22 protein-coding genes are annotated in these 24,051 nt (G+C 72.0%); 10 read left to right on the top strand and 12 right to left on the bottom strand.

The window, feature by feature from the left end; genetic code table 11:
- The first annotated feature begins 53 nt into the window (after positions 1-53).
- Positions 54-1,637 carry a glutamine-hydrolyzing GMP synthase gene (gene guaA, locus LV457_RS05545; protein WP_232169552.1) on the top strand — a complete coding sequence of 528 codons (1,584 nt, stop codon included), beginning with the start codon at positions 54-56 and terminating at the stop codon, positions 1,635-1,637.
- Positions 1,638-1,647: 10 nt separating this feature from the next.
- On the opposite strand, the gene LV457_RS05540 is transcribed toward guaA, so the two are convergent.
- From LV457_RS05540 to LV457_RS05515, 6 genes are read right to left on the bottom strand one after another with little or no spacing between them, the layout of a single operon-like run.
- Entirely contained in the window at positions 1,648-2,205 is a 558-nt protein-coding gene (locus tag LV457_RS05540; protein ID WP_232169550.1) for a TenA family transcriptional regulator, read from the bottom strand.
- A gap of 60 nt (positions 2,206-2,265) precedes the next feature.
- Positions 2,266-3,183 carry a MerR family transcriptional regulator gene (locus LV457_RS05535; RefSeq protein ID WP_374198735.1) on the bottom strand — a complete coding sequence of 306 codons (918 nt, stop codon included), beginning with the start codon at positions 3,181-3,183 and terminating at the stop codon, positions 2,266-2,268.
- Between the two features lie 4 nt (positions 3,184-3,187).
- On the bottom strand, positions 3,188-4,663 hold the full coding sequence (locus tag LV457_RS05530) for an NAD(P)/FAD-dependent oxidoreductase (RefSeq protein WP_232169549.1): 1,476 nt from the start codon (positions 4,661-4,663) through the stop codon (positions 3,188-3,190).
- A gap of 1 nt (position 4,664) precedes the next feature.
- On the bottom strand, positions 4,665-5,615 hold the full coding sequence (locus LV457_RS05525; RefSeq protein WP_232169548.1) for a ferritin-like domain-containing protein: 951 nt from the start codon (positions 5,613-5,615) through the stop codon (positions 4,665-4,667).
- 10 nt (positions 5,616-5,625) lie between these two features.
- Positions 5,626-6,471: an SDR family oxidoreductase gene (locus tag LV457_RS05520; protein WP_232169547.1), complete on the bottom strand. Its 846-nt coding sequence runs from the start codon at positions 6,469-6,471 to the stop codon at positions 5,626-5,628.
- Entirely contained in the window at positions 6,468-7,457 is a 990-nt protein-coding gene (locus tag LV457_RS05515; protein WP_232169546.1) for an alpha/beta hydrolase, read from the bottom strand. The genes LV457_RS05520 and LV457_RS05515 overlap by 4 nt, the downstream gene beginning before the upstream one ends.
- Positions 7,458-7,635: 178 nt before the next feature.
- Between LV457_RS05515 and LV457_RS05510 the strand changes: the two genes are divergently transcribed.
- Together LV457_RS05510 and LV457_RS05505 are read left to right on the top strand one after the other, a co-directional pair.
- On the top strand, positions 7,636-8,316 hold the full coding sequence (locus tag LV457_RS05510; RefSeq protein WP_374198734.1) for a hypothetical protein: 681 nt from the start codon (positions 7,636-7,638) through the stop codon (positions 8,314-8,316).
- A 9-nt stretch (positions 8,317-8,325) separates the two neighbouring features.
- The gene (locus LV457_RS05505; protein WP_232169545.1) at positions 8,326-9,891 is read left to right on the top strand and encodes a DNA polymerase Y family protein; all 1,566 of its coding nucleotides are present in this window, start codon (positions 8,326-8,328) and stop codon (positions 9,889-9,891) included.
- Here LV457_RS05505 and LV457_RS05500 read toward each other — a convergent pair.
- Genes LV457_RS05500 through LV457_RS05490 form a run of 3 tightly spaced genes read right to left on the bottom strand, consistent with a single transcriptional unit; the run spans position 9,882 to position 12,553 of the window.
- Positions 9,882-10,934: a nucleoside hydrolase gene (locus tag LV457_RS05500; protein ID WP_308192165.1), complete on the bottom strand. Its 1,053-nt coding sequence runs from the start codon at positions 10,932-10,934 to the stop codon at positions 9,882-9,884. The genes LV457_RS05505 and LV457_RS05500 overlap by 10 nt on opposite strands.
- 40 nt (positions 10,935-10,974) lie before the next feature.
- Positions 10,975-11,694 carry a histidine phosphatase family protein gene (locus tag LV457_RS05495; RefSeq protein WP_232169544.1) on the bottom strand — a complete coding sequence of 240 codons (720 nt, stop codon included), beginning with the start codon at positions 11,692-11,694 and terminating at the stop codon, positions 10,975-10,977.
- Between the two features lie 4 nt (positions 11,695-11,698).
- Positions 11,699-12,553 (bottom strand): acyl-CoA thioesterase II, encoded by an 855-nt coding sequence (locus LV457_RS05490; protein WP_232169543.1) that lies wholly within the window; start codon positions 12,551-12,553, stop codon positions 11,699-11,701.
- Positions 12,554-12,603: 50 nt separating this feature from the next.
- On the opposite strand from LV457_RS05490, the gene LV457_RS05485 reads away from it, so the two are divergent.
- Positions 12,604-13,473: a MaoC/PaaZ C-terminal domain-containing protein gene (locus LV457_RS05485; protein ID WP_232169542.1), complete on the top strand. Its 870-nt coding sequence runs from the start codon at positions 12,604-12,606 to the stop codon at positions 13,471-13,473.
- Positions 13,474-13,612: 139 nt separating this feature from the next.
- Positions 13,613-16,867, top strand: coding sequence for an error-prone DNA polymerase (locus LV457_RS05480; protein WP_232169970.1), 3,255 nt, complete (start codon positions 13,613-13,615; stop codon positions 16,865-16,867).
- A gap of 4 nt (positions 16,868-16,871) precedes the next feature.
- Here LV457_RS05480 and LV457_RS05475 read toward each other — a convergent pair whose 3' ends face one another.
- Positions 16,872-17,282, bottom strand: coding sequence for a TIGR03667 family PPOX class F420-dependent oxidoreductase (locus LV457_RS05475; protein WP_232169541.1), 411 nt, complete (start codon positions 17,280-17,282; stop codon positions 16,872-16,874).
- A gap of 24 nt (positions 17,283-17,306) precedes the next feature.
- Here LV457_RS05475 and LV457_RS05470 point away from each other — a divergent pair, with 24 nt between their 5' ends.
- Positions 17,307-17,951 (top strand): nitroreductase family protein, encoded by a 645-nt coding sequence (locus tag LV457_RS05470; protein ID WP_232169539.1) that lies wholly within the window; start codon positions 17,307-17,309, stop codon positions 17,949-17,951.
- A gap of 1 nt (position 17,952) precedes the next feature.
- On the opposite strand, the gene LV457_RS05465 is transcribed toward LV457_RS05470, so the two are convergent.
- Positions 17,953-18,417 (bottom strand): tRNA (cytidine(34)-2'-O)-methyltransferase, encoded by a 465-nt coding sequence (locus LV457_RS05465; RefSeq protein ID WP_232169537.1) that lies wholly within the window; start codon positions 18,415-18,417, stop codon positions 17,953-17,955.
- Between the two features lie 246 nt (positions 18,418-18,663).
- Between LV457_RS05465 and LV457_RS05460 the strand changes: the two genes are divergently transcribed.
- From LV457_RS05460 to LV457_RS05445, 4 genes are read left to right on the top strand one after another with little or no spacing between them, the layout of a single operon-like run.
- Positions 18,664-21,348 carry an ATP-binding protein gene (locus LV457_RS05460; protein WP_232169535.1) on the top strand — a complete coding sequence of 895 codons (2,685 nt, stop codon included), beginning with the start codon at positions 18,664-18,666 and terminating at the stop codon, positions 21,346-21,348.
- Complete coding sequence (locus LV457_RS05455) at positions 21,345-21,761, top strand: roadblock/LC7 domain-containing protein (protein WP_232169534.1); 417 nt, start codon at positions 21,345-21,347, stop codon at positions 21,759-21,761. Before LV457_RS05460 ends, LV457_RS05455 begins: the two co-directional genes overlap by 4 nt.
- Positions 21,762-21,776: 15 nt before the next feature.
- Complete coding sequence (locus LV457_RS05450) at positions 21,777-22,148, top strand: DUF742 domain-containing protein (protein WP_232169533.1); 372 nt, start codon at positions 21,777-21,779, stop codon at positions 22,146-22,148.
- Positions 22,126-22,704, top strand: a complete 579-nt coding sequence (locus LV457_RS05445; protein ID WP_232169532.1) for an ATP/GTP-binding protein — start codon at positions 22,126-22,128, stop codon at positions 22,702-22,704. Before LV457_RS05450 ends, LV457_RS05445 begins: the two co-directional genes overlap by 23 nt.
- 59 nt (positions 22,705-22,763) lie before the next feature.
- Here LV457_RS05445 and LV457_RS05440 read toward each other — a convergent pair whose 3' ends face one another.
- On the bottom strand, positions 22,764-24,002 hold the full coding sequence (locus LV457_RS05440) for an ammonium transporter (RefSeq protein ID WP_232169969.1): 1,239 nt from the start codon (positions 24,000-24,002) through the stop codon (positions 22,764-22,766).
- Positions 24,003-24,051 lie beyond the last annotated feature (49 nt).

Here is a 24,051-nt window from a genome sequence, read left to right as displayed (position 1 = left end):
TTGAGCGGACCGCTTGAATCGGCGGCCGCCGGGCGCACTTCTAGACTGTGCCCGTGACGGAACCCGCGGTCAGCACGGCCGGATCTGCCCCCGAACGTCCCGTGCTGGTGATCGACTACGGCGCCCAATACGCCCAGCTGATCGCCCGCCGGGTGCGGGAGGCGCGGGTGTATTCGGAGGTGGTGCCGCACACCGTCGGCGTCGAGGAGATCGCGCAGCGCCGGCCGCGGGCCATCGTGCTGTCGGGCGGGCCGGCCAGCGTGTACGCCGACGGCGCGCCCCAACTCGACCCGGCGCTGTTCGAGCTGGGCGTGCCGGTGTTCGGCATCTGCTACGGCTTCCAGGCGATGGCGCAGGCACTCGGCGGCACCGTCGCCCGCACCGGCACCAGCGAATACGGCCGCACCGAGCTCAGCGTCACCGGCGGCGAATTGCACGCCGGGCTGCCGGAGATCCAGCCGGTGTGGATGAGCCACGGCGACGCGGTGACCGACGCGCCCGCGGGCTTCGACGTGGTGGCCCGCAGCGCCGGTGCGCCCGTCGCGGCGTTCGAGGACCGCGCCCGCAAGCTCGCCGGCGTGCAGTACCACCCGGAGGTGCTGCACACACCGCACGGCCAGCAGGTGCTGAGCCGGTTCCTGCACGACTTCGCGGGCATCGGTGCGCACTGGACGCCGGCGAACATCGCCGACGCCCTCGTCACGGCGGTCCGCGAGCAAATCGGCGACGGCCGCGCCATCTGCGGGCTGTCGGGCGGGGTGGACTCGGCGGTGGCCGCGGCGCTGGTGCAGCGGGCGATCGGTGACCGGCTGACCTGTGTGTTCGTCGACCACGGGCTGCTGCGCGCCGGTGAACGCGCCCAGGTCGAGCGCGATTTCGTCGCCGCGACGGGCGCCCGGCTCGTGACGGTCGACGCCGCCGACACGTTCCTGACCGCCCTGTCGGGCGTCCACAACCCCGAGGGCAAACGCAAGATCATCGGCCGCGAGTTCATCCGGGCGTTCGAGGGCGCGGTGCTCGACGTCGTGGGCGACAGCGGGCCGCCGGTCGATTTCCTGGTGCAGGGCACGCTGTATCCGGACGTCGTCGAATCCGGCGGCGGCGCGGGGGCGGCGAGCATCAAGAGCCACCACAACGTCGGCGGGCTGCCGGCCGACCTGAAGTTCCGGCTGGTCGAGCCGCTGCGGCTGCTGTTCAAGGACGAGGTGCGCGCCGTGGGCCGCGAACTCGGCCTGCCCGAGGAGATCGTGGCGCGCCAGCCGTTCCCGGGCCCGGGGCTCGGCATCCGCATCGTCGGGGAGGTGACCGCCGACCGGCTCGCGACGCTGCGCCGCGCCGACCAGATCGCCCGCGAGGAGCTGACCGCCGCCGGCCTCGACGCGCTGATCTGGCAGTGCCCGGTGGTGCTGTTGGCCGACGTGCGCTCGGTGGGCGTGCAGGGCGACGGCCGCACCTACGGCCATCCCATCGTGCTGCGGCCGGTGTCGAGCGAGGACGCGATGACCGCCGACTGGACGCGGGTGCCCTATGAGGTGCTCGAGCGGATCTCGACGCGCATCACCAACGAGGTGGCCGAGGTGAACCGGGTGGTGCTCGACATCACCAGCAAGCCGCCCGGCACCATCGAGTGGGAGTGACGCGGCGGCGTCAGGCGAGCGCCATGTCCCAGAACGCGATCTCGTGGCGCAACACCTCGGCGACGAGCTCGCCGTGGCCCTCGGGAGCGGCGAGCGCGCCCAGCCCGGCGACGTAGTCGACGAAGCCGGGATCGGTCCAGTGCTCGACGAACTCGCGGTATTCCGCCGCGCCCGGTGCGGCCGCCGACCACGCCAGCAGGTACACCCGCTCGATGACCCACAGCGCGGTCACCGCCGCGTCGTAGGGTGCGGCGTCGAGCCGGCCGAGCAGTTCGCGGTAGGCCAGGGTCGCCGGCAGCGGCGGCTGCCCGGTGTCGAGCCCGCGACGCGACGCCTGGTCGTCGAACCAGTCGAGCTCGGCCACCAGCGCGACGCAGCCGCCGGCGAGCACCGCCTGGGCGTGCCGCGGTGCGCGGGCGAGTAGCCGTGCCTGGAACGTCAGCAGGTCGGCGACGTAGCTGGCGTCCTGCACCAGCCAGCGGTCGAACGCTGCGCGGGTGATGTCGCCGTCACGAATGCCGAGCAGGAACGGGTGGTGTGTGGCTGCGGTCCAGAGGTCGTCGAGCACCGGTCGAGCGTAGGCGGAAATCTCAACGCCACAGCGGCAGGGTCGACACGCGCCGAGCGGTCAGTCCGCGTCGGCGGCGGCGGAGTCGATGGACTGCGCGAGGATGCCCGCCACGGCCGATTCGATGGTCGACTCGATCGATTGGGTGAGCGTGGCGGTGACCGCGGAGACGGCCTGCGTCCGGAACCGCACCAGCATGGTGATCAGTTCGGCCACCTCGGGATCGGGCGGCAGCGCCGTCCCCGGCGCCAGCCGGTCGGCCACGTGCTCGACGCCGGCGCGCACCAGGATGGCGCTGATCTGGTCGATCAGCGGGGCGATCTGTTCGTGGATGTCGATGAGCGTGCCGGTCGCGACGCCGAATTGCCGCATCTCGGTGAAGGTCTCGATCAGCTTGGGGCGCATGATCGTGGCGTCACCGGAGCCGTCCTCGTTCAACTTGATGACGCCGAGACCGACCATGCGGTCGAATCCGGCGTCGTCGTCGACCAGCCGCCGCGCCTCCGCCTCGGGCATGCGCTCCGGCTTCTCCACGGCCCAGCTGCCGGCGATGGCCGACTCCAGCCCCAGCATGTCGCCGAGGTCCTTGCCCTGCTCCCAGGCGCTCAGCATCTCGTGGACGTGGGCGATGTTGTAGCCGCGGTCGAGCATCGAGGTGATCAGCCGCAGCCTGGTCAGATGCGTGTCGTTGAACAGCGCGATGCGGCCCACCCGCAGCGGCGGGTGCAGCAGCCCGCGGTCGCGGTACACCCGGATGTTGCGGGTGGTGGTGCCGGCGAGCCGGGCCAGCTCATCGATGCGGTACTCGCCGGCGGCCTCGACGCCGTGCGGCTGCACCGCCGCGTCGAACAGCTGCGCCACCGCCGCCTCGATGACGTCCCGCGAGCCGCGCCGCACCCGGCGCGGCGCCCGGCGCACGTTGGACAGGATGGTCGAGATGGCTCCGGCCTGCGGTCGCAGGTCGGAGCGATCGGTCACGTGCTCATGCGGGGGCAACCGACAGCCGGGCGGGCTGTGCCGCGGCGTGGTAGTCGTCGACCCGGAAATCCCGCATCTGTCGAAGATACTGGGTGGCGAACCCCGGGTACATCGACGCATTGAACCCGTCGGCGGTGAGGTACCAGCTGTTGCACCCCGACATCCAGGTGGTCTTCGCGAGCCGCCGTTGCAGCCGATCGTTGTACCGGCGCTGCACGTCCTCGCGCACGTCGAGATAGCGCAACCCCTCGGCCAGCACAGTGGTGATGCCGCGGACCGCGTAGTCGATCTGGCCCTCGACGTAGACCAGCAACGAATTGTGGCCCGGCCCGGAGTTCGGTCCCGTCATGAAGAACAGGTTCGGGTAGCCGTGCGCGCTGACGCTCTTGTACGCCTGCGCGCCGCCCGCCCAGTCCGCCGCCAGCGACCTGCCGTCGAGCCCGGTGACGGGAAAGGGCGGCCCGGTGAGGTGGACGTCGAACCCGGTGGCGAACACGATGCAGTCGAGGTGATGTTCGATGCCGTCGCTGGTGCGGATGCCGACCGGGCTGATGGTCGCGATCGGCCAGTCGATGAGCTTGCAGTTCTCGCGCTGCAATGCGGGGTAGTAGTCGTTGGACACCAGCATCCGCTTGCAGCCGGGCCGGAAATCCGGGGTGAGCTGACGCCGCAGCCACGGATCCTTCACCTGGCGCCGCAGGTGCGCCCGGCCCAGCCGGCTCACCAGCGACGTCAGCGGCGTGTCCCACACCAGCGCGGTGGCCGTCAGCTCGTGACCCCAGAACAACGCCTGTCGCGTGAGTCGTTGTGCGCCGGGCACGTTGGCCAGCGGCGGCGGTGTGGTGAGCGGCAGCCGGGGCAGCACCCAGCCGGGGGTGCGCTGGAAGACCTTGACGAAGGCGGCCGTCTTCACCAGTTCGGGCACGATCTGCACGGCGCTGGCCCCGGTGCCGATGACGGCGACCTTCTTGCCGGTGACGTCGTAGTCGTGGTCCCACCGCGCGCTGTGGATCTTCGTGCCCTGGAAGCTGTCGATGCCGCGGATGTCGGGCCACTTGTGGTCGGGCAGCGGGCCGGACGCCAACACGACGGTGCGGGCGCGAAAGGTCGTGCCGCCCATCGTGTCCACGGACCACACGCCGGCGTCGCCATCGAACCGTAGGCCGTTGACCTCGACCCCGAAGCGCAGCTTTTCGCGCAGCTCGAACCGCTCGACCAGCTCTTCGATGTGCGCCCGGATCTCGTCGGCGCCGGAGTAGGCACGCGTCCAGCTCGGTTCGCCGGTGAACGAATACGAGTACAGCAGCGACGGGATGTCGCAGGCCGCACCCGGATAGGTGTTGTCGCGCCAGGTGCCGCCGACCCGGTCGCTGCGTTCGACGATCACGAAGTCGTCGACGCCGGCCGCGCGGAGCTTGATCGCGGTGCCCAGCCCGGTGAACCCGGCGCCGACGATCAGCGTGTCGTAGGTGTGCGCCACGTCAGGCCGCCGGCTCGTAGGTCAGTTCCTTGAACCAGCTGGGGATGGGGCGCAGCAGCTTCCGCGGATACCGGTCGGACAGTTTCACCATCGGGTTGGCGATCCAGTGGTAGGGGTTGCGGGCATTGACCACCAGGCGCGCGTGCAGCTTGAGGATCTGGTAGGTGGGTACGCGCCAGGTGTATTCGGCGCGCCCGCCGAGCTCCTTGAACCGATTCATCGCCTTGTACAGCCGCTCGGGCTCCAGGCCCATGTCGACGATGTTGTTGCGCATGCGGTTCAGCAGCGGCATGTACATGATCATCCCGATCACCAGACCCGGGCTGGCGAAGCTTCCCACGAAGTCGATGGCGAGCTTGCGCGCCTTGGCGTGGCCGATCATGTTCAACACTTCGAAATCGACCGCGATGTGCCGGGATTCGTCGTTGTTGATCTTCTCGAACACCTGGTGGCACACCGGGTCGTGCACCTCGTCGAGCAGGAACTTCAGCAGCGCGCCGTCGAGGGCGACCTCCAGCATCGGGATCACCGTGCCCAGCACCGACAGCGACATGTCGTCGGCGTAGCGGTCCAGCCATTCGATCGCCAGCCGGATGTTGACGTTCGGCTCGGGCATCTCCGGCTCCGGCTCTCCCGTCGCGTCGCTCGCCTTGGTGTCGAGCATGCCCCAGCGCTTCATCAGCGCCAGTTCGGCATTGGCGTGCCGCTGCTCCTCGGCGTGGAAGTAGCGGTAGATCTCGGCGATGGTCGGGGTGGGCGCCTTCTTCGCCAGCGCGGCGAACCCGCGCGCACCGACGTTCTCGATCCAGCACAGGTCGGCCATGAAAGCCTTGAGCTTGGGCCGGAACTCGTCGGAGATGGTCTCGGCGCCCGGTGCGTCCCAGTCGATGTCGGCGAGCGCCCACTGCCGGTCCTTGATCTTCTCCAGCATGACGTCCATGTCGATGGCCATGTGTTCTCCTTTAGGTGAGGCCGGCTCGGGTGAAGCCGATCGCGCGGGTGTAGAGCTGCGGCGCAAGGCGTTTGGCGTGCCAGCCGACGCGGGCGTCGAGCTGCGGCAGGCAGTAGAGGCCGCCGCGGTCATGGGTGTCCAGGCACATCCGTGCCACGCGCTCGGCGGAGAGGCCGGTCCAGCGCATGAGCCGCGACGCCAGCGCCGTCGCCTCCTCGGTGATGGCGCCGGAGTCCAGGATGTTCGTCTTGACGAAGGTGGGGCACAGGGCGGTGACACCGATTCCGGTGCCGGACATCTCGGCGGCCAAGGTCTCCGACAGCGACAGCACGCCGGCCTTGCTGACGTTGTAGGCCGCCATGCCGGGCGCCGCTCCGAACGCGGCGGCGGAGGCGACGTTGACGATGCCGCGCGGCCGGTCGGGGCCGGCGTCGCGCAGGATCGGTGCGAACACCTCGCACCCGTGAATGGGTCCCCACAGGTTGACGCCGAGCACCGATTCCCAGGTCTTGCAGCCGATGTCGCCGATCGAGTGGCCACCGGCGCCGATGCCGGCGTTGTTGACCACCAGGGTGGGCGGGCCGCCGAAGAACAGCTGCGCCTGCTCGGCGAGCTCGGCGACGTCGTCGAGGCGGGAGACGTCGCAGTGCACGGCGGTGGCGTGTCCGCCGGCGGCGGTGATGTCGTCCGCGGTGGCGCGGGCGGTGCGGGCGTCGACGTCGCTGCACACCACCCGGCCCCCGCGGGCGGCGAGTTCGGCGGCGAACGCTCGACCGATGCCGCTGCCGGCACCGGTGACGACGGCGTCGGCGCGGCGGCTGCGGACATCGGATCGCCACGGCGGGAAGCCGATCATCCGGCGACCCGCTCGCGCTCGGCGCCGGCCAGTGCGTCGGTGACGAAGGCGGCCACCCGTGCCATCGCGGGACGGGCCTCGGGGGTGAGCCGCGGAAGGGCCTGGAACACGTGCACCTGGTCGGGCCAGAGCTGCAGTTCGCAGTGGCCGCCGGCGGCCCGCAGGTCCTCGGCGAGTCGTTCGGCGTCCGCGGCCAGCATCTCGGCGCCGCCGGCCTGGATCAGCGTCGGGGGCAGCGGCCGGCCGGCGGCGACGGCCATCGCGAGCCGCGGATGCTCGGGATCGATATCGCCGCAATACAACTCGACGAGTTTGGCGGCGTCGGCCGCGCGGATCGCGGGGTCCCGACGGCGTCGTTCCCGGCTGCGGGCGAGGTCGAAGCGCAGGTCGATCAGCGGCGACAGCAGCACCATGCCCGCCGGATGGGCGACGTCGTCGTGCAGCAGCAGGTCGACGGCGAGATGGCCGCCCGCGCTGTCGCCGGCGATCACCAGCTTGTGGGGCGCGAATCGGGTTGTCAGCCAGTCCCATCCGGTGCGGACGTCGTCGGCGGCGGTGGGGAAGCGGTGTCGCGGCGCCAGCCGGTAGTCGACGCTGAAGACCGGGACGCCGGTGAGCCGCGACAGCCAACCGACCAGGCGTCGATGGGTACGGGGTGAGCACAGCGCGAAACCGCTGCCGTGGACGTAGTAGACGGCGCCGTGCGAGGTGTCGGGGCCCGGGACGCCGGCGGCCGTGACCCACTCGCCGCGCAGCCGGCGGCCGTCGGGCAGGCGGGTGTCGACGGGCTCGGCGGTCACCCCCGACAGCGACGGGCCGAAGCCGGCCATGATGCCGGCGACGATCTGCCGCGACGTCCAGAGTCCCCATGCCCGGTCGGGTGGCAGCACGGCGCTGATCTGCCGGAGGGTGAGGCCGCTGACGGCCGCGGCTCCCCGGGACCGTCGGGACCCTCGGACCGGTGGCTCAGCCGTGCTTCGTTGCATCGTCGAATGCAACCCCGAATGCTGACATTTGTCAATGACACCATTGACGGTTGCTTCGATCGCCGGCGCGCCTCACCGCTCTAGCCGGGGTTGACGCTGTCGGCGGCCCGGTGTTTACTGAGTGCATCGAACACACATTCGAATAACGGATGATTCTGCTGGGGTTGGAGGTGCTGCTGTGACTGCTGCGATGCCTGTGGAGAAACGCCGTGCCGACCGTGATGAGCAGCTTAAACAGCTTCGCCGACAGATGGCGGCGGTGTCCGGGAAGGCTGGCCGGGGACACACCGCCCCGCCCGTGGCCGACGAGCTGCTGCCAGCCCCAGAATCTTTGCTGCCGGTGCCCGAGTCGCTGCACGACGCGCTCGGCGGCGCGTTGCCGCGCGGCTCGGTGGCGGTGCTGTCGGGCGCCCGGTCGCTGCCGCTGCAGCTGGTCGCGTCGGTCACGGCCGCGGGCGGGCACGCCGCAATCGTCGGCCGGCCGGAGGTGGGGTTGCTGGCCGCGGTGGAGATGGGGGCGGACCTCAGCCGGCTGGCACTCATCCCCGATCCCGGCACCGATCCGGTCGAGGTGGCCGCCGTGTTGATGGACGGGATGGACCTGGTGGTGCTCGGCATGCAGGGGCGACGGGTGCCGTTGTCGCGGGCCAAGGTGATGGCCACCCGCGCCCGCACCAAGAACTGCACGCTGCTGGTCACCGACGGCGACTGGGAGGGCGCGCAGGTGCGGGTGGACGCCCGGGTGTGCGGGTACGAGCTGACCGGCGCACCCGGTCGGGGCCGCATCGACCGGGTGCGGCTGGCGGTGCGGGCGCGGGGCCGGTCGTTCGGCCAGGCCCGCCTCGGCGCCTGCGGGTGAGGGGCCCTGATGCCGCGCGTACTGGCGGTCTGGTGCATGGACTGGCCCGCGGTCGCCGCCGCCACGGCCAGCGGCCTGCCCACCACGGCGCCGGTGGCGGTGACGCTGGCCAACCGGGTGGTGGCCTGTTCGGCGGCGGCCCGGTCGGTGGGGGTGACGCGCGGGCTGCGCCGACGGGAGGCCCAGGCGCGCTGTCCGCAGCTGCACGTGGTCACCGCCGACCCGGGGCGTGACGCCCGGGTGTTCGAGCCGGTCACCGCGGCGGTGGACGACCTGGTGCCCCGCGCCGAGGTGCTGCGGCCCGGCCTGCTGGTGATGCCGATCCGCGGGGCGGCCCGCTACTTCGGATCCGAGCAGGCCGCCGCCGAACGGCTCGTCGACGCGGTGGCCGCCGCGGGCGCCGAATGCCAGGTCGGGGTGGCCGACCAGTTGCCCACCGCGGTCTTCGCCGCCCGCGCGGGGCGCATCGTCGATCCCGGCGGCGATGCGGCGTTCCTGGCGCCGCTGTCCATCCGCCAGCTCGCCACCGAACCGAGCCTGGCCGGGCCGGACCGCGCCGAGCTGGCGGACCTGCTGTGGCGGCTGGGGATCCGCACCGTCGGGCAGTTCGCGGCGCTGTCCCGCACGGACGTGGCCTCGCGGTTCGGCGCCGACGCCGTCCTGGCTCACCGGTTCGCGCGCGGCGAGCCGGAACGCCTGCCGTCCGGGCGCGAGCCGTCGCCGGAGCTCGAGGTGATGATGGACTGCGATCCGCCGCTGGATCGGGTGGACGCCGCCGCTTTTGCGGGCCGCTCGCTGGCCGGGTCGCTGCACGAGGCGCTGATGGCGGCCGGGGTCGGCTGCACCCGGCTCGCGATCTCCGCCGTCACCGCCGACGGCCAGGAGCTCAGCCGGGTGTGGCGGTGCGCCGAGCCGCTCACCGAGGACGCCACCGCCGACCGGGTGCGCTGGCAGCTCGACGGCTGGCTGAACCGGCGCCGGGCCGCCGACCGGCCCACCGCCCCGGTGACGGTGCTGCGGCTGCATCCCGTCGAGCTGGTCTCCGCCGAGGCGCTGCAGCTGCCGCTGTGGGGCGGGATGGGGGAGGAGGACCGGCTGCGGGCGCGCCGGGCGCTGGTGCGCGTGCAGGGGCTGCTCGGGCCGGACGCCGTGCAGGTCGCCACCGTGTCGGGCGGGCGCGGACCGGCCGAACGCATCACGTTGGTGCCGTTCGGGGACGAAGTGGTGCCCCGCGCCGACCCGCAGCAGCCGTGGCCGGGCCGGCTGCCCGAACCGTCACCGGCGGTGCTGCTCGACGACCCCGTCGAACTGCTCGACGCCGCCGGCGAACCGGTCAAGGTGACGGCGCGCGGGTTGTTCTCCACCGATCCGGCCCGCGTGGTGGGCAGCGGTCACGGCGGTGAGCTGCGGTGGTGGGCCGGGCCGTGGCCGGTCGACGAGCGGTGGTGGGATCCCGAGCAGGCGCGCGCGGGCCGCACCGCCCGAGCCCAGGTGCTCACCGACGGACCCGATCCCACGGCGCTGCTGCTGTGCTACCGGCAACGGCGCTGGTATCTGGAAGGCGTCTATGAGTAGGTCAGCCGCCGGGCCACCGCGCCGATCCGCTCGACCAACCGGTCGAAGAACAGCCCCGGGTCCGCACCGACACCCACCAGCGCGTTCGGCCGGCGCCCCCACCGGCCGTGCCAGTCCGCCACGGTCATGCCGCGCGTCAGGCTGCCGGTCAGCTCGACGTCCACCGTGGCCGGTCGGGTCGAGATCAGCGCGGGATCGAGCGCCGCCGCCGCGGCCAGCGGATCGTGCAGGTGTGCGAGGTAGCCCTCGCCGGTGTCGAAGTGGAACTCGAAATAGAACCGCATCGCGTCCTCGAGCACCCGGATCAGCGGGTTCTCGGCCGCCGAGCGGGTGCCGCGGGCGTCGAGCACGCTCATCGCCACGCTCGCGGAGCCCGCTGCCTCCGCCAGCCGCGACAGCAGCGCGGGCGTCAGCACCATCGACTCCGTGAGGTTCAGCCCGAGCACCATCGGCAGGCCAGCGGTGTCGTCGGCGCGCTCACCCCAGGCCGCGAACACCTCGGCGGCGGCCTCCGGGTCGACGCTGATGTTCCACTCGGCGACCGGCGTGGTGTTGCCGCGGTAGTCGAACGACCCGCCCATGATCACCAGCCGGCGCAGCAGCGTCGGCAGCGCCGGCTCGGCGCGCAAGGCCAGCGCCAGGTTCGTCAGCGGACCGACCGCCAGCCCGACGAGCCGCCCCGGGTGGGCCCGCGCCGCCCGCACCCATGCCGCGGCGGCGTCGTGGGCGGTCACGGTGTGCGAGGCGGTCGGAACGGTGGCATAGCCAAGCCCCTCGGGGCCGTGGGTGTCTTCGGCCGTCTGCAGCGCGCTCGCCAGCGGGCCGTCGGCGCCCCGCGACACCGGCACGCCCGCCGCCCCGCACAACTCCAAGAGACCCAGCGTGTTGGCGCAGACCTGGTCGACCCCGACGTTGCCCGCCGTGGCGGCGATGCCCACCAGCTCCGCATCCGGGCTGCCGAGCAGATAGGCCAGCGCGAACGCATCGTCGACGCCGGTGTCGACGTCGGCGAAAACCGGTATGGCGGACTCGAATTCGCTCACCGGGCGAGGTTACCCGCGCCGGTGACGGCGCTTCGGGAGCTCATTCGGTGAAGTCGGTGACCCCGTCCCAGCTCTTGAGCGTCCAGCCGGCCACCGGGTTGCCCTCGATCACCACGCGGCCGGTGTTGGGCAGCGGGCGGGTGGTGTAGAGGCTCAGCTTCGGGTTGCGGACGTTCATCAGCGTCCACGTCATGATCGACGCGCCGTGGGAGAAGATGACGGGCTTCTTGTCGCCGCTGTCGTAGACGGTTTGCACCGCGCCGGTGAATTCCTCGTTGAACTGGGTGCCGCTGATACCGCCCGGCACCTTGGACTCGCGGTCGCCCGTCACCCAGGCCTGCGGTGCCAGGAAGTACGGCGGACCGGCGGTGGCCACCGGATCGCCTTCGAAGATGCCCGCGCCGATCTCCTGGATGCCCGGCAGCACCGTCACCTGCTCGCCGAGCGCCCGGGCGAGCGGATCGGCGGTCTGCTGGGCCCGCACCATGGTGGATGCGTAGACGCCGTCGAAGTCCTCGCCGCGCAGCTGCTGAGCCAGCGCCTTGGCCTCCTGCTGACCCTTCGGGGTCAGCGGCGGCCCGGGCACGGCGGTGTTGATCAGCCCGCTGGCATTGCCCTCGGACTCGGCGTGGCGGACGAACGTCACGGTGATGGTCGGATCCTCGGGGGTCGGGGTGCTGCAGGCGCCGACGACGAGAGCGGCCGCGGCCGCGGCCGTCAGCTTCGCGGCCAGCTTCGCGATCCGGTGTCCGTGCGCCATCGGTTCAGCCCCTTCCCAGATAGCCTTCCTGCGCCACCGTACAAACGAGCGAACCCGCCCGGTTGTAGATTGCGCCGTTTGCCAAACCGCGCCGGCCGATGCCACTCGGCGAGCGCTGCTCGTACAGTAGCCAGTCGCCGAACTCCGGTGGGCGGTGGAACCACATCGCGTGGTCCAGTGACGCGATCGCACCGGCGACCGGCGGGCGCCGGGTGGCGTAGAGCACCGGATCGAGCACCGTCCAATCCGACAGGTAGGTGAGCAGCCCGCTGCGCACCAGCGGGTCCGGCGGCGCCGGGTCGCGCAGTCGGAGCCACAGCCGCGCGGTGAGCTCGGCCGGCGGCTCGCCGTCGGCGGCCTTGAGCGGATGCGGGTCGACGTAGCGCATCTCGAAGGCCCGCGGCTGCACCCAGAAGCCGCCGAGCTGGTCGGCGTAGTCGGCGAGTTCGGTCTCCAGCGGCGGCAGCGACTCCGGTGCGGGCACGTCCGGAAGCCGCTGCTGGTAGTCGATGCCGTCGAGCGGTTCGGTCAGCGACACCAGCGCCTCGAGCACCACGCGATCGTCGCCCTGGGTGACGACGACGGCGCGTGCCGAGAACGTCCGGCCGTCGCGCAGGTTGGTCACCGCATACCGCAGCGGCTGTCGCGGATCGCCGAGCCGCAGGAAGTACAGGTGCATGCTGTGCGGCAGCCGGTCCGGCGCGGTGCGGCCCGCCGCGATCAGCGCCTGCGCGGCGACCTGCCCGCCGAACACCCGGCTGAGGTGCTCGGCGTCCGCGGGCTGCGGGCCGAGGAACCGGTTGGGCCCGTCGGCCACGAGCTCGAGCAGGCGCAGGATCTCGGGAAGGCTCTCCGGCATGGCTGCTATCTAGCCAGAGGCGGGGGCCGGGCGCGGGTTAGGGTCCGACCATGCCGATCAACCCCGCCGCCATCGGTGCGGTGTCCGCGCCGCAGACCTTCTCCTGGACCGACCGCGACACCCTGCTCTACGCGCTCGGCGTGGGTGCCGGCACCGCGGACCTCGCCTACACCACCGAGAACAGCCACGGCATTGCGCAGCAGGTGCTGCCGACCTACGCCGTCATCGCCGCGCCCGCGTTCGGCGCGATCGGCGAGATCGGCACGTTCAACTTCGGCATGCTGCTGCACGGGTCGCAGGCCGTCCGGCTGCACCGGCCGCTCGCCCCGGCGGGCCGCCTCGAGGTCACCGCCGAGGTGACCGACCTGCAGGACAAGGGCGAGGGCAAGAACGCGATCGTCTTGCTGACGGGCCGGGGCCGCGACCCGGAGTCCGGTGAGCTGGTCGCCGAGACCACGACGACGCTGGTGCTGCGCGGCGAGGGCGGCTTCGGCGGGCAGCAGGGCGAGCGCCCGCCCGCTCCGGAGTTCCCCGACCGCGAGCCCGACGCCCGGGTGGCGCTGCCGACGCGCGAGGACCAGGCACTGATCTACCGGCTCTCCGGCGACCGCAACCCGCTGCACAGCGACCCGTGGTTCGCGCGCGAACTCGCCGGCTTCCCGAAGCCGATCCTGCACGGGCTGTGCACCTACGGGGTGGCGGGCCGGGCGGTGCTGCGGGAGCTCGCCGCCGACGACGCCGCGCGGATCACCGCCGTCGGCGCCCGGTTCACCAAACCGGTGTTCCCCGGCGAGACGCTGACGACGTCGATCTGGCGCACCGGCGAGGGCACGGCCGTGTTCCGCACCGAGGCGTCCGGCGACGGCGAGCTGGAGCCCCGCGTGGTGCTCGACGACGGCACCGCGGAGTACGTCCCCTAATTCTGCGCGAGCGTGCGTGTCTGTACGCCGACACGCCGCGATCGGCGTACCCGCGGCGCACGCTCGCGCCCGTCGAACGTGCGTTCGATACACTGGCGGGGTGAGCGGCTGGTTCAACCCACCGACCACCTGGGCGGAGATGTCGCGGGTGCTCAACAGCAAGCCCCGCCGCGCCGGCATGCCCATGGCCGAACCACCCGGCGACGGCGGCGACAGCCCGGCCTGGTCGCGCAAACGCGGGCAGTACACCCCGCCCGACGACGCCGAGCGGGTCCGGGCGGCCATCCCCTATGCGGAGCTGCACGCGCATTCGGCGTACAGCTTCCTCGACGGTGCGAGCACGCCGGAGGAACTCGTCGAGGAGGCGGCGCGGCTGGACCTCAAGGCGATCGCGCTCACCGACCACGACGGGCTCTACGGTGTGGTGCGGTTCGCCGAGGCGGCGCAGGAGCTGGGCGTCAACACGATCTTCGGCGCCGAGCTGTCGCTGTCCAACACCGCCCGCACCGAGCACCCCGATCCGCCCGGCCCGCACGTGCTGGTGCTGGCGCGCGGCCCGGAGGGTTACCGGCGGCTCTCGCGTGAGCTGTCGAAGGCGCACCTGGCGGGCGGTGAGAAGGGCAAGCCGCGCTACGACTACGACGCGCTGACCGAGGCGGCCGGCGGGCACTGGCACATCCTCACCGGCTGCCGCAAAGGCCAGGTGCGACAAGCGCTGCAGCAGCACGGCCCACAGGGAGCGGCGCACGCCCTCGCCGACCTGGTCGACCGGTTCGGCTCCGACCGCGTGGCCGTCGAGCTGAGCCACCACGGCCATCCGCTCGACGACGAACGCAACGCCGCGCTCGTCGAGCTGGCGGCGCGGTTCGGCCTGCGATGCGTGGCCACCACCGGCGCGCACTTCGCCGAGCCGTCGCGCGCCCGGCTGGCCATGGCGATGGGTGCCATCCGCGCCCGGCAATCGCTCGACGAGGCGGCGGGTTACCTTGCGCCGCTGGGTGGTTCGCATCTGCGCAGCGGCGCCGAGCTGGCCCGGCTGATCAGCCCCGAGGCGGTGCGCACCGCCGCCGAGCTGGGGGAGGAGTGCGCCTTTGCCCTGACGCTGATCGCGCCGCAGCTGCCGCCCTTCGACGTACCGCCCGGCCACACCGAGGACAGCTGGTTGCGTCAGCTCACGCTGGAAGGCGCCCGGCGGCGCTACGGCCCGCCCGAGGACGCGCCCGAGGCCTACCGGCAGATTGAATACGAGCTCGCCGTCATCTCGCGGCTGAAGTTCCCCGGCTACTTCCTGGTGGTCTACGACATCACCCGGTTCTGCCGCGAGAACAAGATCCTGTGCCAGGGCCGCGGGTCGGCGGCCAACTCGGCGGTCTGCTACGCGCTCGGGGTCACCGCCGTCGACCCGATCGCGGGCGGGTTGCTGTTCGAACGGTTCCTCTCACCCGCCCGCGACGGGCCGCCCGACATCGACATCGACATCGAATCCGACCTGCGCGAGCAGGCCATCCAGTACGTCTACGAACGCTACGGCCGTGACTACGCCGCCCAGGTCGCCAACGTCATCACCTACCGCGGGCGCATCGCGGTGCGCGACATGGCGCGTGCGCTGGGCTATTCGCAAGGCCAGCAGGACGCGTGGAGCAAGCAGCTCAGCCGGTGGAACGGCTTGCCGGATTCGCCCGACGTCGAAGACATCCCCGAGCCGGTGATCGACCTGGCGATGCAGATCAAGAACCTGCCGCGCCACATGGGCATCCACTCCGGCGGCATGGTGATCTGCGACCGGCCGATCGCCGACGTGTGCCCGGTCGAGTGGGCGCGGATGGCGAACCGCAGCGTGCTGCAGTGGGACAAAGACGATTGCGCGGCAATCGGTCTGGTGAAGTTCGACATGCTCGGGCTGGGCATGCTTTCTGCGCTGCACTACTGCATCGACCTGGTCGCCGAGCACAAGGGCATCGAGGTCGACCTCGCGACGCTGGACCTGAGTGAGCCCGCCGTCTACGAGATGCTGCAGCGCGCCGATTCGGTGGGCGTCTTCCAGGTGGAGTCGCGCGCGCAGATGGCCACCCTGCCGCGGCTCAAACCGCGGCTGTTCTACGACCTGGTGGTCGAGGTGGCGCTGATCCGGCCCGGTCCGATCCAGGGCGGCTCGGTGCACCCGTACATCAAGCGCCGCAACGGCGAAGAGCCGGTCACCTACGACCATCCGTCGATGGAGCCGGCGCTGCGCAAGACCCTCGGCGTGCCGCTGTTCCAGGAGCAGCTGATGCAGATCGCCGTCGACTGTGCGGGGTTCTCCGGCGCCGAGGCCGACCAGCTGCGACGGGCCATGGGTTCCAAGCGGTCGACGGAGAAGATGCGCCGGCTGCGCGACCGGTTCTACGACGGCATGCGCGAGACGCACGGCATCACCGGCGACGTCGCCGACCGCATCTACGACAAGTTGGAGGCCTTCGCGAATTTCGGTTTCCCCGAAAGCCATTCGCTGAGCTTCGCGTCGCTGGTGTTCTACTCGTCGTGGTTCAAGCTGCACCATCCGGCCGCGTTCTGCGCCGCGCTGCTGCGCGCCCAGCCGATGGGCTTCTACTCGCCGCAGTCGCTGGTGGCCGATGCCCGCCGCCACGGCGTCACGGTGCACGGCCCCGACGTCAACGCGAGCCTGGCCCATCCGACGCTGGAGAACGCCGGCACCGAGGTGCGGCTGGGGCTCGGCGACGTGCGGCACATCGGCACCGAGCTGGCCGAGCAGATCGTCGCAAACCGGCAGGCGCACGGCCCGTTCCGCGACCTGCTCGATCTCACCGGACGCTGCCGGCTCACGGTGCCGCAAACCGAGGCGCTGGCGACCGCGGGTGCGCTGGGCTGCTTCGGCGTGACCCGCCGCGAGGGGCTGTGGGCGGCCGGGGCGGCGGCCACCGAGCGGCCCGACCGGTTGCCGGGCGTCGGCACCAGCTCCCACGTCCCGTCGCTGCCCGGCATGACCAAGCTGGAGCTGGCCGCCGCCGACGTGTGGGCCACCGGCGTCTCCCCGGACAGCTATCCGACGCAGTTCCTGCGCGCCGAGCTCGACGAGCGGGGAATCGTCCCGGCGGACCGGCTGCTCGGCCTGCCCGACGGCACGCGAATCCTGGTGGCGGGCGCGGTGACTCACCGCCAGCGGCCCGCCACCGCGCAGGGCGTGACGTTCCTGAACCTGGAGGACGAGACGGGGATGGTGAACGTGGTCTGCTCGCCGGGGCTGTGGGCGCGGCACCGCCGGGTGGCGCAGACGGCGCCGGCCATGGTGATCCGCGGCGTCGTGCAGAACGCGACCGGCGCGGTGACCGTCGTCGCCGAGCACCTGGAGCCACTGACGCTGCGCGTCGGGTCGCGGTCGCGCGACTTCCGCTGAGCGGTCAGGCCGTCGGCGTCGTCCACACCCGGTCGATACTGATGCGCAGCCGCGTGTCGTAGTTGCCCATGACGTCGGCGAGCCCGGCGGCCGCCGCAACGTCGCGGTACTTCTCCCAGTACGGACCGTCCTCGCGGGGGTCGGCCCCTTCGGCGTCGACCGTGGCGGTGCCGCCGATCACGATGATCCCGCCGCCGCGGCCGTCGGAGTCGAGGTTCAGGCTCACCCGCGGGTGCTGCCGCACGTGCCGGACCTTGGCCGTCGTCGGCAGGGTGTACACGACGATGTCGGCGCCGTCGAAGAAGAACCACACCAGTTTCGGCACCGGCTGACCGGATCCCGTGACGGTCGTCAACCAGCCGAACTCGTCCGCTGTCAGCCGTTGCCGCACGTCGTCGGTCATCTCCGCACTCACGGCTGCCAGAGTAATCTCCGGCGCATGACCCTGAACTTGACGGTGGACGAACTCCTCACCACCACGCGCTCGGTGCGCAAGCGGCTGGACTTCGACCGGCCGGTGCCGCGGGAGGTGCTGCTCGAATGCCTCGACCTGGCGATCCAGGCGCCGACGGGCTCCAACCAGCAGGGCTGGCAGTGGGTGTTCGTGCAGGACCAGGCGAAGAAGGTCGCAATTGCCGAGATCTACCGCGAGAACTGGAACGGCTACCGCACGGCGCCCGGACCCGAGTACGCCGAAGGCGACGCGCGCGGTGAGCGCCGCGACGCGGTGGTGTCGTCGGCGCAGTACCTCGCCGACAACATGGAAAGGGCGCCGTGGCTGCTGATCCCGTGCCTGGAGGGCAGCGTCGAATTCAGCCGCGATGCCGGCGCGTCGTTCTGGGGATCGCTGCTGCCGGCGGCGTGGAGTTACATGCTCGCGCTGCGGTCGCGGGGACTGGGTTCGGCGTGGACGACGCTGCACCTGCCCGGCGACGGCGAGCGGCGCACCGCAGAGATCCTCGGCATCCCGTTCGACCGGTACCGCCAGGGCGGGCTCTTTCCCATCGCCTACACCAAGGGCACCGACTTCAAGCCCGCCAAACGGCTGCCGCTCGAGGCGATCACGCACTTCGACAGCTGGTGACCTACACCGCGCCGTCGAAGCCGTGCTGGCGCCACGCCTCGTAGACCGCGACCGCGGCGGCGTTCGACAGGTTCAGCGAGCGCCGGCCGGCGAGCATCGGGATGCGCACGGTCGCGGTGACGTGCGGGTCGGCCAGCGTCTGGGCGTCCAGGCCGGTGGGTTCGGGGCCGAACATGAGCACGTCGCCGGCCTCGTAGGCGATGTCGGCGAAGGACCGCGTCGCGTGCGCGGTGAACGCGAAGACCCGACTGCGGCCGAGCGCGTCCCACGCCGCCGGCAGCGACGGATGCACGGTGACCGACGCCAGGTCGTGGTAGTCCAGGCCGGCGCGGCGCAGCTTCGGCTCGGACAGGTCGAAGCCCAGCGGTTCGACCAGATGCAGTTCGCAGCCCGTGCCCGCGACCATGCGGATCGCGTTGCCGGTGTTGGGCGCGATCCGCGGCGAGTAGAACAGCACCCGGAACACGCCGTCGATGATGTCATCCCGGTTTGCTCGGGCGGTCCGCGGCGTGCGCCGCGGGGTCCACGGAACTCTGTCTGTTCAGTAAGAATTGTGGAACCCCCGCACGGCAACTGTCATACTCGACAAATTGCCAGGCGGGCACCCGCCCGCCGCCGTCCGGGCAACGGATCCGACGATGGGTCACCTACAGGGAAGCTCGATGACTGACGCGCTACGCTCGTTCGCCAGCACACCGCCGGGACCGGTCCGATGACCAGCTACGCCGAGCCGGCCGACGCGCCGCCCGCACCGACCCGCGGGCGGCGGCCGTCGCGCTGGTGGCTGTCGAACTGGCCGGTGAGCTGGAAGGTGCTGGCGATCGCGCTGGTCCCGCTGGTGCTCGCGGCGACGTTCGGCGCCCTGCGGATCTCCGACGCCGTCGACAACTACCGCGAGCTGCGGCTCGCCGCCGACCGGGTGCAGGTGATCCCCGCCGTCGCCGATTACGTCGGCTCGCTGGAGAACGCGATCCTGGCAACGGCCACCGGGGACGATCCGGCGGCGGCACGCGGCCAGTACGACGCCAACAAGGCGCAACTCCAGCAACGCCTCGACGCCGTCGACCTGGCCGACGACGTGCGCGGCGGCACCGCGACGCTGCTGCGCGACGGCCAGCGCCTGCTGGACCAGGTGTCCTCGACCAGCGTGCCGTTGCGGCAGCTCATCACCAGCTACGCGCCGATCCTGCTCACCGCCGAGGACGCCATCAACGGCTCCGTGCGCCTCGACGACGCCGAGGTCCGCGCCGACGCGGCGGGCGTGAGCCGGGCGGTGGGCGCCCGCGGGCAGATGTTCATGCAGAAGCTGCTGTTGTTCGTCGGCGGGCAGCTGTCGCCCGAGGAACTGCGGATCTCGATGGTCACGCTGGCGGGCACGGAGCCCTCGACGCTGTTCGGCATGAGCCAGGTGCTCGGCGTCGACTCCGACGAGGCGAAGAAGCTGCAGCAGCAGATGCTCACCCGCATGGACCTGATGTCGAATCCGACGGTCTCGCTGGCCGGCAACCCGGAGCTGCTGCAGGCGATTCAGGTCACCGAGGGCATCGCCACCCAGGTCATCGAGCGCACCGGCTCGGAGGTCACCACCGATCTGGTGAACAAGGCCGACGCCGCCCGCGGTGCCGCCTTCCGGGACGTCGCGCTGGTGCTCGCCGTGTTCGTGATCGCGATGGCCGTGGTGTTCGTGGTGGCCCGCTCGCTGGTGCGGCCGCTGCGGATCCTGCGCAGCGGCGCCCTGCGGGTGGCGCACGAGGATCTGGTCGCGGAGGTCGAGCGGGTGCGCAACGGCGAAGAGCCGCCGCCGATCGCGCCGATCCCGGTGCACACCAGCGAGGAGATCGGGCAGGTCGCCCACGCCGTCGACGAGCTCCACGAGCAGGCGCTGCTGCTCGCCGGCGACCAGGCGCAGCTGCAGGCGCACGTCGACGACATGTTCGAGACGCTGTCGCGCCGCAATCGCTCGCTGGTCGACCAGCAGGTGTCGGTGATCGACCGCCTCGAACGTGACGAGCAGGACCCCGAACGCCTCGAGGGCCTGTTCCGGCTCGATCACCTCGCCGCGCGCATGCGCCGCAACGGGGCGAACCTGCTGGTGCTCGCCGGCGCGAAACCCCGTCGCGACGCCGGCGAGCCGGTCGCGGTGGCCGACCTCATCAACGCCGCCGCGTCCCAGGTCGAGGACTATCCGCGGGTGGTGACGACCCGCGTGCCCGACGCCGCGGTCGACGGCTCGGCGGCCGGCGACGTCGTCCACCTGCTCGCCGAGCTCATCGACAACGCGCTGCGCTATTCGCCGCCCGGTTCAGAGGTCGAGGTGTCGGCGGTGCTGGCCTCCGGCGGCGGCCTGATCATCGAGATCACCGACAGCGGCATCGGGATGACCGAGGCCGACCTGCGCATCGCGAACACCCGGCTGCAGGCCGGCGGTGAGGTGACGCCCTACACCGCACGCCACATGGGCCTGTTCGTGGTCGGTCGGCTGGCGCGCCAGCACGGCCTGGTGGTGCGGCTGCGTGCCGGCGACGCGCACGGCGCGGGGACGACGGCAGGGGTGTTCGTGCCGGCCGAGCTGATCCTCGACGCCGGACCCGACGCCGCCGACGACGCGCGATCTGCAGCGGCGACCGCCCGCACGCTCGACGAGATCCCCGAGCGGATCGAGCGGCCGCTGCCCACCGCGGTGCCCGTCTTCCGGGAACCGCCGGCCACGCCGCCGCCGTACCGCAACGGCACCGGGCACGACGACCGGCCCGACGGCCCGCTCAGCCTGCCGCGCCGCAGCCCGGGCGCGAGCGGCATCACCGGCATCCCGAACCCGGCCGCGGGCAGGACGCCCGAGCCGCCGGAGCCGCCGGCCCCGCAACCGGCGCCCGAACCCGAGGCTGCGCCGGCGCCCACCCGCAGCCCGTCGGACACGTCGGCGTTCTTCAGCTCGTCGGCGCAGCCGCGGGAGGCGTCGGAACCGCCGGCGCGCGAGCGCAACCCGCTCGAGGACACCGACGTCATCTACCAGCGCATGGTCTCGGAGTGGCTCATCGACCTGGAGACGCTGACCAAGCCGCCGCAATCGTGGGAATCGGTGTGGGACAACGGCTGGGCGGCGGCGGAGCAGGCCGCCGAACTGCCCGTCGAGGCCCGCACCGAGCAGGGCCTGCCGGTGCGCGCGCCGGGGGCCCGGCTGGTGCCGGGATCACCCGAGGCGGGTGGCTTCGGGACGTCGGCCCGCCGTCCGGCGCACCACCGGGCCGACGACGACGACGCGGTAGCATCGGGCGGCGGGTCCGCCTCCTACCGCGATCCGGAGGCCGTGCGCGCGTCGCTGTCGAGCCACATGGGAGGGGTGCGCGCGGGACGAACCCACGCCCGCCACAGCTCCGGAGGAATGGACGACGAATGACCCAGGCGCCCCGGTCCACGCCGGACACCTCGCTGGACTGGCTGGTCTCCGCCTTCGCCCGCGACGTGCCGGGCGTCACCCACGCCATCCTGGTGTCCGCCGACGGTCTGCTGCAGGCCGGCAGCGAACACCTGCCGCCCGAGCGGGCCGACCAGCTCGCCGCCGTCAGCTCCGGGCTGGCCAGCCTGTCCACCGGAGCAGCACAGCTCTTCGACGGCGGCGCGGTGCTGCAGTCGGTGGTGGAGATGGAGAACGGCTACCTGCTGCTGATGCGGGTCGGGGACGGCTCCCACCTGGCGACGCTGGCGGCGAGCAACTGCGACATCGGGCAGATCGGGTACGAGATGGCGGTCCTGGTCGAGCGGGTGGGGAACGCCGTGAGGTCCACCCGGCGCACCCCACAGCATTCGTGAAGCACCGCAGCCGCGATGGACAGACCGGACGACGCCGCCGCCGCGCCCAGCCTGGTCCGTCCGTACCGGCTGACCGCGGGACGCACGACGTCGGCGGTCGAGCTGCCGCTGGAGGCGACGGTCGAGGCGCTGCCGTCGGCGTTCGCGCAGCGGTGGCCGCCCGGTGACGTCCGGCGTGACATCGTCGCCCGGTGCGCGGACGGGCCCTCGGTGGCTGAGATCGCCGCCTTGCTGAACCTGCCGCTCGGCGTGGCGCGGGTGCTGGTCGGGGACCTGGTGGCGGCGGGCCACCTGCGGGTCCACCAGACGCTGACCGATCATTCGAGCGTCGCCGAGCGCCGCGAACTCATAGGAAGGACACTCCGTGGCCTACGCGCACTCCGGTAGCGGCGCCAAGTCGACGAAGATCGTGATCGCCGGCGGGTTCGGCGCCGGCAAGACGACGTTCGTCGGCGCGGTGTCGGAGATCATGCCGCTGCGCACCGAGGCCATGCTGACCAACGCCTCGGTCGGCGTCGACGAGCTCGGCGCCTCGTCGCAGAAGAGCACCACCACCGTCGCGATGGACTTCGGGCGGATCACGCTCGCCGACGACCTGGTGCTGTACCTGTTCGGGACACCGGGACAGCGGCGGTTCTGGTTCATGTGGGACGACTTGGTGCGTGGCGCGATCGGGGCGATCGTGCTGGTGGACACCCGGCGGCTGGAGGACAGCTTCGCCGCGGTCGACTTCTTCGAGGCCCGCCGGCTGCCGTTTCTCGTCGCGATCAACGAGTTCGACGACGCGCCGCGCTACCCGGCCGACGAGATCCGCAAGGCGCTGGCGCTGACCGACACCGTGCCGCTCATCAGCATCGACGCCCGGCAGCGGGAGTCGGCCAAAGGGGCCCTGATCACCGTCGCCGAGTACGCCCTGCAGACCTTGGCGTCCAGCCGCGGCTGACGGCTTCGCCGCCGAGACGTGTGTGGTTGCGCCGTCGTACGGCGTGTCGTCGCAACCCTTTACGTGTCGCGAGGGTGGGCCGCCCGGTCGCCGAGCCCACCCAGCGTCGGCCGGCGGGTCGGGACGTGCCCGTGCACGCCCTCGGCGTAGGCGGTCTCGGCGTGCTGGCTGAAGTCGACGCCGGCGGTCTCGTCCTCGGGGCTCAACCGGAACCCCAGCAGCCGGTCGATGAGCTTGGCGAGGACGAAGGACACGGTGAACGCGTAGGCGGCCACCACGACGGCGCCCAGCGCCTGCTTGCCGAGCTGACCGAACCCGCCGCCGTAGAACAGCCCCTCGGCGCCGCCGGTCATCGCGCCCGTCGCGAGCAACCCGATGAGCACCACCCCGACGACGCCGCCCACGAAGTGCACGCCGACGACGTCCAGCGAGTCGTCGTATCCCAGCCGGAACTTCAGCCCGATCGCGTATGAGCAGGTGACGCCGGCCGCGAGGCCGACGACGGCGGCGCCGAGGGTGTCGACGGTGCCGCAGGCCGGGGTGATGGCGACCAGGCCGGCCACCACGCCCGACGCGGCGCCGAAGGTGGTGGGCTTGCCGTCGCGGAAGCGTTCGACGGTCAGCCATCCCAGCATGCCGAGGCAGCCGGCGACCAGCGTGTTGAGGAAGATGGCGGCCGCCTTGCCGTCGGCGGCCAGCGCGGAGCCGGCGTTGAAACCGAACCAGCCGAACCACAGCAGCCCGACGCCCAAGAGCACGAACGGCAGGTTGTGCGGCCGCATCGCCTCCTGCCGGAAGCCGATGCGCGGGCCGAGCACCAGGGCCAGCGCCAGCGCCGAGGCGCCCGAGACGATCTCGACCACCAGGCCGCCGGCGTAGTCCAGTGCGCCCAGGCGGCCCAGCCAGCCCGCCGGCGACCACACCCAGTGCGCGACGACCGCGTACACGGCGATCGCCCAGACCGGGACGAACGCCATCCACGCCGAGAACCGCGCGCGGTCGGCGATCGCCCCGCTCACCAGCGCCGCGGTGATGACGGCGAAGGTGAGCTGGAAGGTGGAGAACAGCAGCTCGGGCACCGACCCGTGGGCGGTTTCGGGGCCGATACCGGCCATCGCGACGTGGGCGAGGTCGCCGATCAGCCCGCCGGCGGTGTCACCGGAGAAGGCGAGGCTGTAACCGAGCAGCAGCCAGGCGACGGTGACCAGCGGGATGGCGATGAAGCTCATCATGATCATGTTGAGCACGCCGGTGGTGCGGACCATCCCGCCGTAGAAGATCGCCAGACCGGGCGTCATCAGCAGGACGAGGGCGGTGCTGGCCAGCAGCCAGGCGGTGGCGGCGGGA

The sequence above is a fragment of the Mycobacterium sp. MYCO198283 genome (assembly GCF_021213805.1).
In the GTDB taxonomy this organism is placed as follows: domain Bacteria; phylum Actinomycetota; class Actinomycetes; order Mycobacteriales; family Mycobacteriaceae; genus Mycobacterium.
The sequence above is the reverse complement of the archived record's forward strand: the minus strand, read 5'-3'. Positions and strand labels throughout refer to the sequence as shown.

Coding starts and splice junctions, on each gene's coding strand:
- LV457_RS05525 (WP_232169548.1), bottom strand. CDS start 5,615: ATGGCCATCGACATGGACGTCATGCTGGAGAAGATCAAGGACCGGCAG.
- LV457_RS05520 (WP_232169547.1), bottom strand. CDS start 6,471: ATGATCGGCTTCCCGCCGTGGCGATCCGATGTCCGCAGCCGCCGCGCC.
- LV457_RS05515 (WP_232169546.1), bottom strand. CDS start 7,457: ATGCAACGAAGCACGGCTGAGCCACCGGTCCGAGGGTCCCGACGGTCC.
- LV457_RS05505 (WP_232169545.1), top strand. CDS start 8,326: ATGCCGCGCGTACTGGCGGTCTGGTGCATGGACTGGCCCGCGGTCGCC.
- LV457_RS05495 (WP_232169544.1), bottom strand. CDS start 11,694: ATGGCGCACGGACACCGGATCGCGAAGCTGGCCGCGAAGCTGACGGCC.
- LV457_RS05490 (WP_232169543.1), bottom strand. CDS start 12,553: ATGCCGGAGAGCCTTCCCGAGATCCTGCGCCTGCTCGAGCTCGTGGCC.
- LV457_RS05485 (WP_232169542.1), top strand. CDS start 12,604: ATGCCGATCAACCCCGCCGCCATCGGTGCGGTGTCCGCGCCGCAGACC.
- LV457_RS05480 (WP_232169970.1), top strand. CDS start 13,613: ATGTCGCGGGTGCTCAACAGCAAGCCCCGCCGCGCCGGCATGCCCATG.
- LV457_RS05470 (WP_232169539.1), top strand. CDS start 17,307: ATGACCCTGAACTTGACGGTGGACGAACTCCTCACCACCACGCGCTCG.
- LV457_RS05460 (WP_232169535.1), top strand. CDS start 18,664: ATGACCAGCTACGCCGAGCCGGCCGACGCGCCGCCCGCACCGACCCGC.
- LV457_RS05455 (WP_232169534.1), top strand. CDS start 21,345: ATGACCCAGGCGCCCCGGTCCACGCCGGACACCTCGCTGGACTGGCTG.
- LV457_RS05450 (WP_232169533.1), top strand. CDS start 21,777: ATGGACAGACCGGACGACGCCGCCGCCGCGCCCAGCCTGGTCCGTCCG.
- LV457_RS05440 (WP_232169969.1), bottom strand. CDS start 24,002: ATGACGCCCGGTCTGGCGATCTTCTACGGCGGGATGGTCCGCACCACC.